This is a genomic window from Cupriavidus sp. GW821-FHT02F09 (genome assembly GCF_059421605.1).
On record NZ_JBWKVH010000035.1, the window covers coordinates 45433 to 61795 of the forward strand.

15 protein-coding genes are annotated in these 16363 nt (G+C 62.9%); 10 read left to right on the top strand and 5 right to left on the bottom strand.

Annotated features, from left to right (window positions below):
* The first annotated feature begins 39 nt into the window (after nucleotides 1-39).
* Complete coding sequence (gene pdxR / locus AC07XB_RS28950) at nucleotides 40-1566, top strand: MocR-like pyridoxine biosynthesis transcription factor PdxR (protein ID WP_492830850.1); 1527 nt, start codon at nucleotides 40-42, stop codon at nucleotides 1564-1566.
* 187 nt (nucleotides 1567-1753) lie between these two features.
* On the opposite strand, the gene AC07XB_RS28955 is transcribed toward pdxR, so the two are convergent.
* Nucleotides 1754-2761: a Bug family tripartite tricarboxylate transporter substrate binding protein gene (locus AC07XB_RS28955; protein WP_492372821.1), complete on the bottom strand. Its 1008-nt coding sequence runs from the start codon at nucleotides 2759-2761 to the stop codon at nucleotides 1754-1756.
* Between the two features lie 24 nt (nucleotides 2762-2785).
* Nucleotides 2786-3967 carry a M20 aminoacylase family protein gene (locus AC07XB_RS28960; protein WP_492830851.1) on the bottom strand — a complete coding sequence of 394 codons (1182 nt, stop codon included), beginning with the start codon at nucleotides 3965-3967 and terminating at the stop codon, nucleotides 2786-2788.
* A gap of 140 nt (nucleotides 3968-4107) precedes the next feature.
* On the opposite strand from AC07XB_RS28960, the gene AC07XB_RS28965 reads away from it, so the two are divergent.
* Together AC07XB_RS28965 and AC07XB_RS28970 are read left to right on the top strand one after the other, a co-directional pair.
* Nucleotides 4108-5016 (top strand): LysR family transcriptional regulator, encoded by a 909-nt coding sequence (locus tag AC07XB_RS28965; RefSeq protein WP_492372823.1) that lies wholly within the window; start codon nucleotides 4108-4110, stop codon nucleotides 5014-5016.
* Nucleotides 5017-5365: 349 nt separating this feature from the next.
* A complete protein-coding gene (locus tag AC07XB_RS28970) occupies nucleotides 5366-5839 on the top strand; it encodes a serine hydrolase (protein WP_492830852.1) in 474 nt (157 codons plus the stop codon).
* Here the strand turns inward: AC07XB_RS28970 and AC07XB_RS28975 are convergent.
* Complete coding sequence (locus AC07XB_RS28975; protein ID WP_492372844.1) at nucleotides 5769-6140, bottom strand: nucleotidyltransferase family protein; 372 nt, start codon at nucleotides 6138-6140, stop codon at nucleotides 5769-5771. The genes AC07XB_RS28970 and AC07XB_RS28975 overlap by 71 nt on opposite strands.
* Here AC07XB_RS28975 and AC07XB_RS28980 point away from each other — a divergent pair.
* The 7 genes from AC07XB_RS28980 to AC07XB_RS29010 all read left to right on the top strand — a co-directional run bounded on the left by AC07XB_RS28980 (nucleotide 6076) and on the right by AC07XB_RS29010 (nucleotide 11274).
* Nucleotides 6076-6237 carry a hypothetical protein gene (locus AC07XB_RS28980; protein ID WP_492830853.1) on the top strand — a complete coding sequence of 54 codons (162 nt, stop codon included), beginning with the start codon at nucleotides 6076-6078 and terminating at the stop codon, nucleotides 6235-6237. The genes AC07XB_RS28975 and AC07XB_RS28980 overlap by 65 nt on opposite strands.
* A 173-nt stretch (nucleotides 6238-6410) precedes the next feature.
* On the top strand, nucleotides 6411-6791 hold the full coding sequence (locus AC07XB_RS28985; protein WP_492830854.1) for an OsmC family protein: 381 nt from the start codon (nucleotides 6411-6413) through the stop codon (nucleotides 6789-6791).
* Nucleotides 6792-6870: 79 nt separating this feature from the next.
* On the top strand, nucleotides 6871-8523 hold the full coding sequence (locus AC07XB_RS28990; RefSeq protein WP_492830855.1) for an FAD-dependent oxidoreductase: 1653 nt from the start codon (nucleotides 6871-6873) through the stop codon (nucleotides 8521-8523).
* The gene (locus AC07XB_RS28995; protein WP_492830856.1) at nucleotides 8520-8822 is read left to right on the top strand and encodes a UBP-type zinc finger domain-containing protein; all 303 of its coding nucleotides are present in this window, start codon (nucleotides 8520-8522) and stop codon (nucleotides 8820-8822) included. The genes AC07XB_RS28990 and AC07XB_RS28995 overlap by 4 nt, the downstream gene beginning before the upstream one ends.
* Nucleotides 8823-9076: 254 nt before the next feature.
* Entirely contained in the window at nucleotides 9077-9775 is a 699-nt protein-coding gene (locus AC07XB_RS29000; RefSeq protein WP_013953087.1) for a hydrolase, read from the top strand.
* Nucleotides 9776-10048: 273 nt separating this feature from the next.
* Nucleotides 10049-10675 (top strand): hydrolase, encoded by a 627-nt coding sequence (locus AC07XB_RS29005; RefSeq protein ID WP_150987658.1) that lies wholly within the window; start codon nucleotides 10049-10051, stop codon nucleotides 10673-10675.
* Nucleotides 10672-11274, top strand: a complete 603-nt coding sequence (locus tag AC07XB_RS29010) for an antibiotic biosynthesis monooxygenase (protein ID WP_492372828.1) — start codon at nucleotides 10672-10674, stop codon at nucleotides 11272-11274. Before AC07XB_RS29005 ends, AC07XB_RS29010 begins: the two co-directional genes overlap by 4 nt.
* Before the next feature lie 253 nt (nucleotides 11275-11527).
* Here AC07XB_RS29010 and AC07XB_RS29015 read toward each other — a convergent pair whose 3' ends face one another.
* Nucleotides 11528-12319: a 4'-phosphopantetheinyl transferase family protein gene (locus AC07XB_RS29015; protein ID WP_492830857.1), complete on the bottom strand. Its 792-nt coding sequence runs from the start codon at nucleotides 12317-12319 to the stop codon at nucleotides 11528-11530.
* A gap of 54 nt (nucleotides 12320-12373) precedes the next feature.
* Nucleotides 12374-15469, bottom strand: a complete 3096-nt coding sequence (locus AC07XB_RS29020) for an acetoacetate--CoA ligase (RefSeq protein WP_492830858.1) — start codon at nucleotides 15467-15469, stop codon at nucleotides 12374-12376.
* Nucleotides 15470-16363 lie beyond the last annotated feature (894 nt).

Below are 16363 nucleotides of genomic sequence, written 5' to 3' on the forward strand. Positions count from 1 at the left end.
TTATCGAGAAATTGATTGAGCCATTATGGAAAGGCAACGATGCGCCGAGCCGAACAGATCGAACTTGCACTTGCGCCGCGACCGAACGGGATGTCATTGCAACGCTGGCTATATGACGAACTGCGCACTGCCATTCTGATGGGCCGGCTGTCGTCAGGGGCGCGTCTACCTTCGTCGCGCGATCTCGCGGCACGTTTTGCGTTATCTCGCGGCACGGTACTAGGCGTGTTTTCACAACTCACGGCCGAAGGGTATCTGACGGGGGCTGTCGGACGAGGCAGTTTCGTCACGTCCGAATTGCCGGATCGACGTATCGACAGCAGCGATCGGCCGTCGATCAAGACGCGCGACGGATGGTCAGGCGCGCATGACCGCCATGGCGATCACGTTGACGACGCGCGACCACGTGCCATTGCGCTCTCGGCCCGCGGCCGTCTGCTTGCGCGAACCGCCTTTCAGGTGGGCGGCCGCACGAGTCCCGCTCGGGCTTTTCGTGCCAGCCAGCCCGATCTCGATGCGTTTCCGTTCGACCTGTGGGCGCGGCTGGCAGCGAAACGCACGCGCCGGACTCGACGAGATCTGCTTGGCGACGGTGAGGCGCAAGGATATCGGCCGCTGCGCGCGGCGATTGCCGAGTACGTGGGCATGTCGCGAGGTATTACGTGCACGGCAGATAGCGTCGTGGTGCTCGGCAGCGTCCAGCAGGCTATCGATTTGGGCGCGCGTCTGCTGCTCGATCCGGGCGACGCCGCGTGGATCGAAGATCCGGGATATCCGGGCGCGCGCTTCGTGCTCGAGGCCGCGGGCGCCCGGGTTGTCGGTGTGCCTGTCGATGCGGGGGGCATCGACGTGGAATGGGCACGACAGCACGCGCCCGACGCGCGTCTAGCCTACGTCACGGCAGGGCGGCAAGCACCGCTCGGACCGCCGCTCGCGCTTGAGCGGCGATTGTCGCTGCTCGAATGGGCACGGGATCGAGACGCCGTCATCATCGAAGACGACTACGACAGCGAATACCGCTTCGAAGGCAATCCGCTGGCCGCAATGAAGAGCCTCGACCACGACGGACGCGTGATCTACTGCGGCACATTCAGCAAATTGCTGTTTCCTGGGTTACGGACCGCGTATGCGATCTTGCCTGACCGGTTTGTCGATCCGTTCGTGGCCGCGTTGTCGTTGACAGCGCGGCATGTCCCACTGGATCAGCAGTCGGTACTGCATGAATTCATCGCGGACGGCCATTTCGGGCGCCACATCCGGCGCATGCGCATGCTGTACGGCGAGCGTGCCGAAGCGCTGAAAAGCACTGCCGATCGGCGTCTTTCCGGACTGCTGCATGTTCCTCGAATCGTTGCGGGACTCGACGCGCCGGCCTTCTTGCCGCCCGGCATCGATGATGCCGACGTGGCGCGCCGCTTGGCGCGCGAGGGCATCGAGACACGACCATTGTCGCTCTACGCGATTGACCGTCCGGCGCCGTCGGGGCTGGTGTTGGGTTTTGCATCTGTCGGCAGCGACGCAATTGAGTCAGGGATGATCGCTCTTGCGCGTGTCCTGGCGCGTTAATTGTTCCGAACCGTTGTCATCTTTGGGAAGTGGGTTGGGCCGAATCGGTTGCCTTCGAGAGGATCACGACGCATCCGCTTCGGCACGATGAGTTTCGCGTTTGGGATTTCGTCGATCAGTCGGTTGTTGCCGCCCTCGATGGACTGCCCTATGTGCGGCACGAGCCCCGGTGCCGCTCGGCCGGAAGTCAGGCGGCAGTCTTGCGCCCCACGTTGCGGATGAGCTGCGAAACACGACCCATGTACTGGTCGAAGAGCTGGTTCGCCTGCGCCTGATTGTCGATGGGCTGCGCGACGGCGCGGCCCTCGGCTTCCAGCTTGGCCCGGATCTCCGGCTTCGCCAGCGCTTCGCCGATCGCCTTGCGCAGCACTGCGATCCGGTCGGCAGGTGTGCCCTGCTTGACGAAGTAGCCCCCGCTGATCGCGTATTCGAAGTCGGGGACCTGCCGGCTTTGCGAGATCAGCGGAATATGCTTGAGCGGCGCGGGCAGCGACCTGGAGAAGCTTGTCAGCACCTTGAGCCGGCCCTGTTCCTGCATGCTGTCGAAGCTCGATTGATAGGGCAGGATGGCAAAATCCACCTCCCCGCCGGCAAGGCCCTGCAGCGCGGGGGCTGCCCCCTTGTAGGGCACGTGCAGGAAGGGCGCGCCGATGCGGGCGCCGAGTGCGTCGCCCATCAGGTGATAGATCGAGTCGATGCCGACGGTCGCGTAGGTCAGCGGCTTGCTCTTGTTCTGTTTCGCCACGTCCAGGAACTTGTCCAGCGAGTCGGCCGGGATGCCGCTGCGGATGAGGAGCACGATGCTGGCGTCGCTAATCGGGGCGGCAAGCATGAAGTCCTGGGGCTTGTAGCGGGCCGCTGGATTCAGCAGCGGGGAAAGGAACACTTCGTTGATCGAGCCGTGAAAGAAGGTGTACCCGTCAGCCGGCGCGGCCAGTACCTTATTGGCACCGATCAGCCCGGTGCCGCCTCCGTAGTTTTCGACGACTACCTGCTGCTTCACGCTCTTGCCGATGGATTCCCCGAAGATGCGCGCGGACGTATCGCTGGCACCGCCAGCGGGGTAGGGAACCACCAGCGACAGCGGCCGGCTCGGGAAGGTCTGCTCCGCAAAGGCGGGCAGGCCGGCAAGTACCGTCGAGCCTGCGGTCAGGCCAGCGTATTGGAGGAAGCGGCGGCGCGTCTGTGTGGTCATGGTTGTCTCCCGTTATTGAATTTGTCAGGCGAGGTAGCTTTGCGTCAAGCTGGCCCAGAACGCTGCGCCTACCGGCAGGGCCCTGTCGTTGAAGTCGTACAAGGGGTTGTGGACCATGCAGCCGCCATCCTGGCCGAGGCCGTTGCCGAGCCGGATGTAGGCGCCGGGGCGATGCTCCAGCATGCAGGCGAAATCCTCGCTGCCCATCACGGGTCCGCGGGACACGACGTTGTCCTCACCCAGCAGCCGGACCGCAACTTCCCGCGCGCGCTCCGTCTGGCGGTCGTGATTGACCAGCACCGGATACTTGCGCTCATAGACGACTTTGGCCTGAAGCTGGAAGCTGCGCGCCTGAGCCGCCACGAAGTCCCGCAGGCGCGTTTCGATGTGGGTGCGCACCTTGGGGTCGAGCGCTCTCACCCCGATCTTGATCGTCGCGCTCTCAGGCACCACGTTGTAGGTTGCGCCCGCCTGGATGGAGCCCACGGTGATGACCGCCGACTTCAGCGCGTCGATCTCGCGGCTTACGATGGACTGCAGCCCGAGCACCATGCTGGCCGCGCCCTGCATCACGTCGATGCCATGGTGTGGCATGGCACCATGGGCCGAGCGGCCGGTCAGCGTCACCGTGGCACGGTCGAACGAGGCCATGGCCGGACCGGCGATGAGGCCGATCTGGCCGACCGGCAGGCCCGGGGCGTTGTGCAGGGCGTAGATCTCATCACAGGGGAAGCGCTCGAACAGACCGTCCTCCAGCATGCGCAGCGCGCCGCCTTCGTTTTCCTCGGCGGGCTGGAAGATCAGGTTCAGCGTCCCGTTGAAGTCGACGGACTCGGCCAGATGCCGCGCGGCGCACAGGAGGATGGCCGTGTGTCCGTCGTGCCCGCAGGCGTGCATTTTTCCGGGCAGGGTGCTGGCATAGTCCAGCCCCGTCTTCTCCTGGATAGGCAGCGCATCCATATCGGCGCGAATGCCCAACGTCCGCGTTCCCTGGCCCTTGCTTAGCCTGCCGACCACGCCGGTCGTGCCCAGGCCGCGATGGACCTCGTAGCCCCAGGCTGCCAACAGCTCCGCGACGAGGTCACCGGTGCGCCGCTCTTCGAACGCCAGCTCGGGATGCGCGTGGATCTGGCGGCGAATCGCGACGAATTCTGGCGCGATGGCCTCGATGGATCGTCTCAGGTGGGCGCGGGCGGATTCGGTCATGGTTGTCGTCGATCAAGGTGATTCACGCCATTATCTGCAGATGTGTCCGTCGCATCCATGACAGCTGAGGGGACGAATTGTTGTATAAATGACAACATTCGAACCACAACATTTGAGATGTCGGCGCAATGGAAGAACGGATGGGAGACGTGCTGGATCGGAAGCGGGCGCTGTGCCTGCTCCAGATCATCGAGACGGGGTCGGTGCGCGGCGCGGCGGATGTGCTCTCGGTGGACCCGTCGATGGTGAGTCGCGCCGTGGCCAAACTGGAGCAGGACACGGGCCTGACGCTGCTGGAGCGGCGCGGGCGGGGCGTCGTCGTCACCGACGCCGGGCGCATGCTCGCCCTGTTCGCCCGCCGCCAGCAGGATCTGCACGACACATTCCTCGCCGAGGTCAACAGCCTGAAGAACGCCCAGCGCGGGCACATCGAGCTGATATTTGGCGAGGGCTTCATCGACATGGTGCTCGAGCCGGTGCTGCGCGACTTCCTGATCGGGCATCCTGACGTGACCTACAACGTCCGGGTGGCTGGGACCGAGGAAACGGTCCGCTGCATCGTGGAAGACATGGCACACATTGGCCTGGTGTTCCAGCCGCCCAACGACGCGCGCCTGCGCTCGCATTATTCGCGGCTGTCCCCGATCCGCGTTCACGTTAGCAAGGGCCACCCCCTGGCGCACCACCGCAGCGCGCTGACCTTGGTGGAACTGGCGCAGCACCAGGGCGCGGCGCTGGTCGAGTCGTTCGGCGTGCGCAAGCACGTGCAGGCAGCGGAACTGGACGAGCACATCACCCTGAAGCCGATGCTCGTCACCAACTCGTTCAAGGTGCTGTGGGAATTTGCGGCGATGGGGCTCGGCTACATCATGACGCCACGCTCGATTCCGCTGAAGGGCGCACAGTTCACCGACCTGATATCGCTGCCGCTTGCCAATCCGATCCTGAACAACAGCCGGATCCACGTCGTCACGCGAGCCGGACGGCCGCTCTCGCCAGTCGCCACCAGCCTGTTGCGGCACGTGGTCAAGGCGTTTCCGAAACTCTGACTAACCAACCTGGCAAGCGCGGCGGCGGCAAGCCACAGTCCGCCTGCGAATTGCAGAGAAGGCGGACAACGCCCCCGCCATTGCACGCCGCGTTCGATCCGCCACCGCGAGCCAAGGTGATTGTGGTCACGGTGCATGGCTTACCGCGCGGGAGGGCCATGTGTGGCGCGGACCGGGCGGCGGCATATTGCAGCTTGCAGATATCTGCCTGATCCGAGCAGGCAGATGCCGGAATCGTACACGCCATGTGGCCCGTCTCCCCTAAATTGACGACGCTTGGATCGCTTCCTCCTGTGCGGAAGGCCATGCAAGCGACAACCATAAGCGCGGAAGACGGTTGGGCGAGGTGATGAAAGCACGCATCTTCGACCCGCTGGGCATGGGGGAAATCAAGTTCGGGCTGACCGAATCCATGAAGGCCCGCCGCGTGACGAATCACGAACGCGCCGCCGACGGCAAGCTGAGCCCGCTGCCAGACCTCGTGCTGCCGGAGCCGCCGCTGATGGATATGGGCGGCCACGGCCTGTACGCCACCGTGGGCGAGTACATGACGTTCATCCGCATGATCCTCAATGACGGGGCCGGGCCCAACGGCCGCGTGCTCAAGGCCGAAACCGTGGCGCAGATGTGCCAGGATGGCCTGGCTTCGATGGGCCTTTCGGTGGGCAACTGGACGACCTCCAATCCCTCCCTGGCCAATTCCGGCGAGTTCTTTCCAGGGCTCGACGAAGTCGGGCGGCGACTTGGCTTGCTCAAGACGGTCGCACGCGTGTTACCCGACCCGCGCCAACCGTCTTACGTAAGCTCAAGTGAACGGCTCTAAATGGATGAACGATTCCATCAATTCGTTGCATCGACCGGTTGAACCCGCACCCCATTTCGGATATGCGCCGGCACTGATTCTTCGCTGACCAATTAGCCTGCCGGTTCAGCTCTCTCAGGTCATGTTCGATCTCCCGATCAACATGATCTCCGGCCCGTGAGCTATCGAGCCAGATCGCGTCGACATCCGTTTTCGGCCATGTGGACGGCGCGCCGACGAGATCGCCCCAACCGCCCTTGAGGAAGGCGCCAGCCGAGAGGAGGCGACATTGGCTGATCCGCGAGCGCGTTCTGGCCGGCAGTCTCTACGCCACGTGGCCGCAGGCACCACACCTGTCACGCAAGGTGCGGCTGGCCGTGGATACGCTGGCCGAAGCCTTGCCCGCGCGCATGGATTGATTTGCCGCTTGTGCTGCGCCGTCTCTGCGTACCTGTTGACTTCGGGTATCCCGAAATGCCGCCGAGCCGATCGACCATACCAAAGGATGATTGGTATATCAGACGCTTTGCGAAGATACTCCAGCAAAGCCAGTTCATCCAACATCCCACATCGTGCAGTGGAGGCAGGAACCATGACACACGGCACCGCCCAGATTGGATCGACGCCCTATCGCACGAACATCGTCGTATCCGGCCACGCAATCACGGCCGATGAACCCCACGCGCGCGGCGGGCAAGGCGCCGGACCGGCCCCTTACGATTTATTGCTTGCAAGCCTGGGAGCGTGCACCGCCATCACGCTCAAAATGTATGCCGAACGCAAAGGTTGGGCCCTTGAGTCGCTCGATGTCTCCCTGCGGCTAGTCGGGACGGACGAGTGGCGCATCGAGCGGACGCTTGTGATCAAAGGCCTGGAGGACAGCCAGAAAGCGCGTCTGGCGGAAATTGCCGAGCGCACGCCCGTAACGAAAACGTTGAGCCCCGGGTTGCCGATCGAAACTCGCCTCGCGTGACGCTGATCTGGTTCGCACGAAGCCGATGGCGCTTGGCAATAAACCCACCGGACGCCGCTCTCGAGAGGAGAACGTTCATATGATCGAGCAGCACGCAGACGGTGTCGGAGAGCGCAGGCACCAGATATTCCCCGTCCTGACGCCGAGCCAGGTTGAGGCGGCGCGCCGGTTCGCAAGCGCTCCACCGCGGTATTTTGCGGCGGGTGAGGTTGTCTTCGCCACGGCGGACAGGAATGTGCCCGTCTGGCTCGTGCTGGATGGCTCGATCGACGTTCTGCGCCGGGATGGCCTTGACGAGGAGGCGCCAATCACCACCCATCGCGCAGGGCAGTTCACGGGAGAAGTCAGCCAGATTGACGGCCGTGCGTCGCTCGCCTCGGCACGAGCCGGCCGTGACGGGGCAACCCTGCTTCCGTTCGATCCGCCGTATTTGCGTGCGCTGATGATCGGATCGGCGGAGGTCGGTGAGATCGTCATGCGCGCGCTGATCTTGCGTCGTGTCAGGCTGATCGAACACGGCGGCTCGGGCACGATCCTGATTGGTGCGCCAGACGATGCGCATCTTCTGCGCCTCCAAGGCTTCCTGACCCGCAGCGGCTATCCCAACCACGTCATGGATCCCAAAGTCGATGGTGGGGGGCGCAGCTTTATCGAACGGATGGCGCTTCTTCCCAGCGACCTGCCGCTGGTGGTCTGCCCTGGCGGCAGCGTGCTGAAGCGGCCCGATGAGCGGGAGCTGGCGGCCTGTCTCGGCATCATCCCCAAGCTCGGGCAGCAGAAGACCTACGACGTTGCCATCGTCGGCGCGGGACCGGCCGGGTTGGCCGCAGCGGTCTATGGCGCGTCGGAAGGCCTCTCGGTGGTCGTTCTGGACGAGCGCGCCATGGGCGGCCAGGCCGGCGCGTCGGCGCGAATCGAAAACTATCTTGGCTTTCCTACCGGCATCTCCGGGCAGGCGCTCGCTGGGCGGGCATTCACCCAGGCCCTCAAGTTCGGTGCCGAGGTGGCTATTCCTGTGAGCGTGGTGCGGCTCGATCGCAACGAGGATCGGCTGGCGCTCAAGCTGTCGGACGACTCGACGGTGGCAGCGCGTACTGTCGTGATTGCCTCGGGCGCCGCCTACCGACACCCCGACATTGCCGGTCTCGCGCATTTCGAGGGCTCCGGCGTTTCCTATTGGGCGTCCCCCATCGAAGCCCGCTTGTGTGCTGGCAAGGAAATCGCTCTTGTCGGCGGCGGTAACTCGGCGGGCCAGGCAATCGTGTTTCTCGCGCCACACGTGAAGCGACTTCACGTGTTCGTCAGGCGAGACCTGTCGGTGACCATGTCCCGCTACCTCATCGACCGCATCTCGGCCCTGTCCAACGTGGAGATTCATGTCGGTACGGATCTGACCGAACTTGCCTCCAGCGGCGACAGGCTCGCCAGCGCTACTGTTCGCGATCGCGCCAGCGGCACCTCGACACACTATGAGATCTGCCACCTGTTCCTGTTCATCGGCGCGACGCCGCATACCCGCTGGCTCAATGGCTCGATTGCGACGGATGACAAAGGCTTCATTCTTACTGGCGCATCGGACGCATCGCTCGAGACCAGCGTGCCTGGCGTTTATGCGATCGGCGACGTCCGCGCTGGCTCGACCAAGCGAGTTGCCGCCGCAGTCGGCGATGGCGCCGCTGCCATCTCTCAAATCCACGCTTACCTCAGCAGACTGTCAAAGGAAGTGGCATGAAGACCTGTGACCATACGGATGCGATCCGTGATGTCGTGCCAAGCGCCCTGGGTTGCGAAGAGTGCCTCAAGGTGGGCAGCCCGTGGGTGCATCTTCGGCTGTGCCGAACCTGCGGTCACGTTGGCTGCTGTGATAACTCTCCCCTCAAGCATGCCCGCGCGCATTTCGAGAAAACCGGGCATCCAATCATTGAGGGATATGACCCCCCTGAGGGATGGGGGTGGTGCTACATCGATCGGGAAGAGATCGCGCTCCCGGACCAGACGCCGCAGCGACGACCCATCCCACGGTTCGTCTGACGGAGTGCTAACCGGGCCTGTATGAATGCTTATGGCCTGGCAGAGGCGCAGAGGTGCAGTCGTATCCCTCACCGTACTCCGGAGTGTCCGTTCGGTGGGCTCATGTATTCAAAATATTTGAATAATATATCCGTGAATCGATCACTTTGAGCAAAGCTATCGACGCTATAGTTCCGTCCATGGCAGCACAGCAACAAATTTACGCCGCGAAGAAACATCAGCCAAATTGAATCACATCGAATGGAGAGAACGCCATGTCCAACGCCAAGCTCGAAGTCCTGACCCCGCACAACAGCCAGATCATCTTCATCGACCATCAACCCCAGATGGCCTTCGGCGTGCAGTCGATGGACCGCCAGACCATGAAGAACAACGTGGTTGGCCTGGCCAAGGCGGCCAAGATCTTCGACATCCCGACCACCATCACCACGGTCGAGTCTGACTCGTTCTCGGGCTATACCTACCCCGAACTGCTCGACGTGTTCCCGGGCAAGCAGACGCTCGAGCGCACCTCGATGAACTCTTGGGACGACCAGAAGGTGCGCGACGCACTGGCCGCCAATGGCCGCAAGAAGGTGATCGTCGCCGGCCTGTGGACCGAGGTCTGCAACACCACGTTCGCGCTGTGCGCGATGCTCGAAGGCAACTACGAGATCTACATGGTGGCCGACGCCTCGGGCGGCACCACCAAGGAAGCGCACGACTACGCGATGCAGCGCATGGTGCAGGCCGGCGTGGTGCCGGTGACCTGGCAGCAGGTCCTGCTGGAATGGCAGCGCGACTGGAAGAACCGTGACACGTACGACGCGGTAATGAAGGTGGCCAAGGAACACTCGGGTGCTTACGGCATGGGCGTGGACTACGCCTACACGATGGTCCACAAGGCCGAGCAGCGCACCGCCACGAAGCACGAGTCGCTGGCGCCGGTCCATGCGCAGGTGATCGAGCGCTAATACTGCATTCGCGGGCTGGACGTTCCAAGGGGCGTCCAGTCATTTCAGAGACCGGGCCGACTGCCCACTTCAATCCCGACTGACGATGAAGAGCGTAAGGAAGATTGCTAGAAAATGGGAGTTCGCCGCATTCGCGTTTGCGAGCGGATTCCTGAAGCATGCCCATACGTCATCTTCTCTCGGCATCCTCGCTGGCACGCTAGCTGTGGGCGGATTGATCGCAGACCGCGGCATGAAACAAGATCGCGGTCTCAAATGAACAAGAGAACTCCCATGTCCAAACTACCGTTGCTCGACCCCGCCGATTGCGCATTGATCCTCGTTGATGAACAGGCGGGCCTTGCGTTCGCCGCGGGTTCTCAAGACCCCCAGATTCTGCGCAGTAATGGCCTTGCGCTCGCGAAGACCGCGGTCGCCTTTGACTTGCCGGTTGTGGTCTCCACTTCAGCCTCGAAGGTGTACAGCGGCCCATTGATGCCGGCTTTTAGAGACGTGCTGCCAAACGTCACGCCGATTGAGCGCCGCAACATGAATCTTTGGGAAGACGATGCAGTGCGCGGCGCGATTACGGCTACCGGAAAGCGTACGCTGATCATCGCGGGCATGCTGACGGAGGCTTGCGTGAGCTTCCCGGTGCTGTCAGCGCTGTCCGAGGGATATCAGGTATACGTTGCGGCCGATGCTTGCGGCGGGCTGACACCAACAAGCCATGATCTTGCGTTGCGACGGATGGCTTGCGCTGGCGCAGTCATGACTTCCTGGCTCCAGGTCCTTCTCGAATTCCAGAGGGATTGGACCCGTCATGACACCTATGAGAAGGCTCGCTCGATCGTGGTCGAGCATGGTGGCGGGTATGGCACGGGCCTCGCCTATGCGCGTGACATGATCAAACCGACATGAACGTCCTCGATGCAGGCGCCACCGGGAGTGCGATGAACCCGACTACCTTCAATCCGCAGGAAATCGTGACGAGCATCATTGTTCACGAGGTCGAGCCCGACGCCGCCGAGCAGTATGAAGCGTGGCTCGCGGACATCCGAGCCGCATGCTCCAGGTTTTCCGGCTACCTAAGCACCGATGTGATCCGTCCGGTCGGCACGAGCCGCGAGTATGCGACCATTGTCCGCTTCGCCGACTTCAGGAGCCTCAACGCTTGGATGGAATCCGATGTGCGTCGCCAACATATTGAGAGAATGCGGTCATCGCTGCGGCAAGGCGACCGATACGAGATCAGGACTGGCCTCGATTTCTGGTTCACTCCAAAGAACGCACGGGTCAAGATCCCAACCGCGTGGAAGCAGTGGCTCATCACGTGGAGCGCCATCCTGCCGCTCAGCATCGTCGTGCCATGGGGCGTCGTGCCGGTGCTTGCGCGCCTCGGTTTCGCCCATGACTCGTTCATCGACAAGGCAGCCGTCGCGGCGGCCATCGTGTTCCTGATGGTCTACGTGGTGATGCCGCGCTATACACGGCTCGTTGCACACTGGCTGTTCAAATGATCAGTGCGTACTTGGTGCGCAGCAGCGGCGTTCAGGCCGCGCATCGTGGAGAGTTGGAGTATCCGATCGGCGTCGTGCACTTTAAGTACGAGGTGATAGAGACAATCAAGGGAGACTCTGGACAGCTAACAGACCTTCACTTCAGGCTGTATGGCAACCCTGATTCCGAGACAACCATTCAAATGTATCTTCCTGGTTGTTCGATCGCGCATCTCGTAGGCCCAGCGTTAATGCGGCATTGCCGTCGAATTGGTCAGCTGTTTGCCCAGGTCGATAACGAGCAACGGTGGAGGGTGACGCTTGCGTCTTCAAACGACACGGCCAGCGCTCCGCGGACTTCGGGCCCGAGTACGAGGTCAAGGCACGTCCAGCCGGAAATGGTTGTGCCGTTATGCGAAGCACACCAGCGGCCCTCGCCGCGTAGCAAGTCGTCTTCGGTCGTATAGGCGTTCGGCTCGCCGGAGAGGCCCGTGCCGAGCGCCTTCAGCAGGGCTTCCTTTCGGATCCAGATACTGAGCAGGGTTGCAGCCAAATCAGGTCGTGTCGGGTCAAGCACCTTCTCCTCGATCGGAGAGAATAGTCCGCGTCCAACGCCCGTAACGTCTACGCCGTCAATCCGCCGCTCCACGTCCACGCCGACGCGGCAATCCCATGCGAAAGCGAGCAGCGTCATCCCGTCAGTGTGGGAAACGCTGAACGCGAGCCTTGCAGCGTGCGGCCACTGCAAGGCGGGCTTGCCAAACGGCGCAACACTAAAGCGCAGGGATTCGGGTTTGCAGGTCAGGTAGCCGCCGATCAGCCAGCGGAGAAGGCTCCGCCGGGCAATGAAGTGATTGCGATGCCTTTCGTGTCTGTAGGCTCGGGCACGCTGTCGCTCATCCGGCGAAAGCGTGTGGGCAAGCGTCGAACATACCGGGTCGATAAGAGCGTCATGCAGTACCCACACATGTACGGCTCTTTCCGGCAACGTGAGGCGGCTCGGATCAGGCAGTAGAAGAGATGCGGTACGTACCACGTTCCGTGCGGTGACAATATCGTGCTGCATGCCGTTCGATCCCCGCTCACGCCTTGCGGCGCCTCATGAAACACGCCCGCCGCGTCACGGGTTTGCCAACCCCTCGTCCAGTAGCGCCGCGACGACCTGCAAGTTTGGTTCGACGAGCATATCGCCATGGCCGCTGGGCACTTCGGCAATCATCAAGCCGTCGCGCGCGACACGCCGCCACAGCGATATCGGATCGCCCCAATCCTGGTGTCGAATCGCCGCGCGCACATAGACAATCGGGCCGGCGTGATACGGCCGCGGCCGGTAGGTCGTCGTTGCTTGTCTCATCGCTTCGCGCACGCGCCAAAGCGCAGGCGGAAACGATTCGGTGTAGGCGTCCGGCCGGCGCGTCATGCGCCCGAGGCTCATCCCCGCGCGATCGGCCGCCTTCCCGAGCATGTACGTCAGGTAACCGAAAAGCTGCGCCGCAGGCACCGCGCGCAGCTTGCGCCACTGGTAGCTCAAATAGCTGCAGCGGTGCCGCAGCCAAGCATGCCATGGGAGGAAATGCTCGTGCACATAGGTATCGAGCAGGCACAGGAATTCGATGTGCTCGCCAGCGCGCATCAGCTGTTGTGCAATCTCGAGCGCGACCAGCCCGCCGAACGAGTAGCCGGCCAGCGCGTACGGTCCGCCCGGCTGCACGGTGCGCATCTGTTCGATGTAGCTGGCCGCCATATCTTCGACGCACCGCTGTGTCGGCTGCTCGCCGTCAAGGCCCTGTGCCTGCAGTCCATAGACCGGGCGCGGACTACGCAGCGCGCAGACCAGCCCCCAACATTCCATCACCGAGCCGCTCAAGCCATGCACGAGGAATAGCGGCGTCCCGGTGCCGGCGCGCACGGGCACGAGGATCGGCGACGGCGGCTGCAGTTCGCCCTCGTCGATCGCCGCGGCGAGGCGCGCGATCGTCGGCGCGATCAGCAGCGTCGCGAGTGGGATCGTGCGCCCGGTCGACTGATGCACGTCGGCGAGCAACCGCGCAGCGAGCAGCGAATGACCACCCAGTTCGAAGAAGTTGTCGTCGTGACCGATCGGCGCGAAGTCGAACAGCTTCTCCCACAGCACCTGCAAATGACGTTCTAGTTGTTCGCGGGACTCGCCGGCGGGTGGCAATTCGCGCGCCGCCAGGTTCAGTGCCGGATGGTTCCGGATCGAGTCGAGGCATCCGGGATTGCGTAACGCCGCGGCATTACCGACCGGCAAGCCGTTGACCGCATCGCGCGCGGCCGCTTCGGACAGCTTGCCGCTATGCGTGAGCGGCAACGCGTCGACGGCGATGATCCGGTCCGGCACGTGCGTGGGCGACGCACGACGTGCGAGGTCGCGGCGCACTCGGGCGGCCAGCGCGCCCGTCAGCGCGACGCCATCCTGCAAGACCAGCAGCAGCACGATGCGCTGGTCGTACCTTTGCGCGCGCGTGGCGTCAGGCGGTGCAGCGCGTGACCGCTGCTCGACCACCAGCGCCTCGCGAATTTCCCGGATATCGCTCAGCACACGATAGATTTCGCCCGGACCAACGTTGATGCCGCGAACATTCAGTACGCCATCGGAACGGCCATGCAGCCGCGCAGTGCCTTCCGGCGAGAATTCGATGCGATCGCCGTGCGTCCAGACACCTGCGTTGCTGGTGAAATAGGCAGCGTGAAACCCCTTGCCGTCCGTGTCGCCAAAAAAGCCGAGCGGACGCGACGGAAACGGATTCGCGCAGATCAGCTCGCCGGTTCGGCTGGTGCGGGCACCCTGTTCCCACGCCTGAACATCAAGCGCAAGGCTCTTGCACTGGGCTTCCCCCGCATAGATCGGCAGGTTCGGATTCCCCAGCACAAAGCAGCCTAGAATGTCCGTGCCGCCCGAGATTGACTGCAGGGGCAGCGGCTTCACGTGATCGCGCACCCATTCGAACTGCGCGTCGAACAGCACCGCGCCGGTCGACATCATCGCGCGCAGTGCGCCGAGATCGAATTGCTGCCCCGGCACCAGGCCCGCGTCCTCGCACATCTTCAGGTACGCGGGACTTGTGCCGAACACGGTAACCCGCTCGTCGGCGACGAGGCGCCACAACGCATCGACCGTCGAGATCGGGCCGTCATACGTAACGATCTCGGCCCCGGACGCGAGCGCCGACAACTGCCAGTTCCACATCATCCACGCGCAGGAGGTGTGAAAGTACAATCGATCGCCGGGCCACAGGTCGCAGTGCAGCCGATGCTCCTTCAGATGCTCGAGCAGGCTGCCGCCGGCGCCATGCACGATGCACTTCGGCTTGCCGGTAGTGCCCGACGAGAACATGATGAAGAGCGGATGGTTAAATGGGAAACGCCGCCACACGAAGCTCCCGGCATCGCCACTGTCGATCAGTTCGCCAAGCGAATAGACCCGCTGCTTGACGGTGTCCGGCAAGGTTCCATCGTCGAGCCGGACGACGCCCTGCAGCGACGGCAACGCGGCAGCCAGATCGGCGACGTTATCCGCCAGCGACATGCCTGTGTCGAACGCCCGATCCGCAGCGTGCGCGAACAGCAGTCGCGGCGCTAGCGGCGCGAAGCGATCGAGGATCGTCTCGACGCTCATCTCGGCCGCGGCGGTCGACAGCGTTGCACCGAGCGCGGTGACGGCCAGCGCGGCAACGACCGCATCCGCGTCGTTGCGCATCACGCCAACCACGCGGTCCCCATCGCGCAGCCCCAACTCCGAAAGAGCATGCGCAAGACGAGCTACCCGATTGCGCAGTTCGCCGCGGGTCAGGCGTACACGTCGGCCATCTGCGTGACATGCGGTCAGCGCAGGTGTGTCGGGCGTCGCTATCGCCAAGCCAAGCAGGTTGTCCGCGTAGTTCAGTTGGACCTGCGGGAAGAAGCGTGCATACTCGCACTCGTCGCCGACGCAGACCGGCTCGGAGCTGCCGGACCACGCAAGCCCCTGCGACCACTGCACGAAGCATTGCCAGAACGTCCGATATTCCCGTACCGAGAAATCGTGTAGCGTATCGTAGTTATTGAAGACTTGGCCGGTGTATGCCTGCAGGGCCGTGGTAAATGCGGTCATTTGCGACGCCGCGGCGCGCTCGGGCGTGCTGCTATAAATGGGTACGCGTCCCATGGTCGCGCTGGGGCGGAACGACGGGTCGAACAGGTAGAAGCGATCCATCCGATTCTCCACTGAGACCGGTGCGCACCGTTCGAAGCAACGGCGCGTTCTGATGATCCAGACTAGTGACTCGCTATTTGTTGCTCTGTGCGAAATCGCACGAACTATTGCCAAACCACAGGCAACGACCAGCCAGTTGGCGTAGACGTGACTGGGGCTTCTCGTATCAACAAGTTCGTGACCCGGGGCGGCTTCGCTGAAACAGCAAGGCGGCCATCACACCGACGTGCGAGTCACTATCAAATCGACACGCGTCCCGAAACTTCCTCCCGGAATGGTGTGAGCGAATCCACGAGATCCTGATGCAGGCCTTGGGGCAGCACCTTTCGGTCGGCGGCGACTAGGCAGCGCGAGGGACCACCTGTCAAAACCAGACCGCGGAAGCTCGAAGCATGGTCGATGAACTTCTCTTGTCCGCCCTGTGAGGGGGCATTCGTGAATCGCTTCTGAGTGACTGGAATTGGCCGATAGTGTTGAGAAACTCTGTAGACCCCATTTCCGGCGAGATTTCAGGGGTACCCGAACCCCCAACCGATCGACGATCGTGCAATACAGGCCGATCTGAGAGGTCGGAAACCCGCAGGCCTAGTCTGCTCAGATGGCAGATTGAGTTTTTCAACACTATCGGCCCGAAGCGGGTGACTATGCACTGTGCGCGACATGTCGGTTCCCGTGCACCAGACAGACATTCGGCATATATCGCTGGGCCTACCCGCTGAACGGGGCCGTCCAAACTCCACTATGCATTTTTGTTCCTGGCAAGCATCCCAATGCCCGGGTTTGCGACGGAGCATTCTGGACGCTAGGCACCATGAGTGCCATACCTGATGTCGTGAAGTTGAGGTAGGCGATGCACTTGAGATGGCAGAAAAAACCGACGCTTAGCTGCTTGCA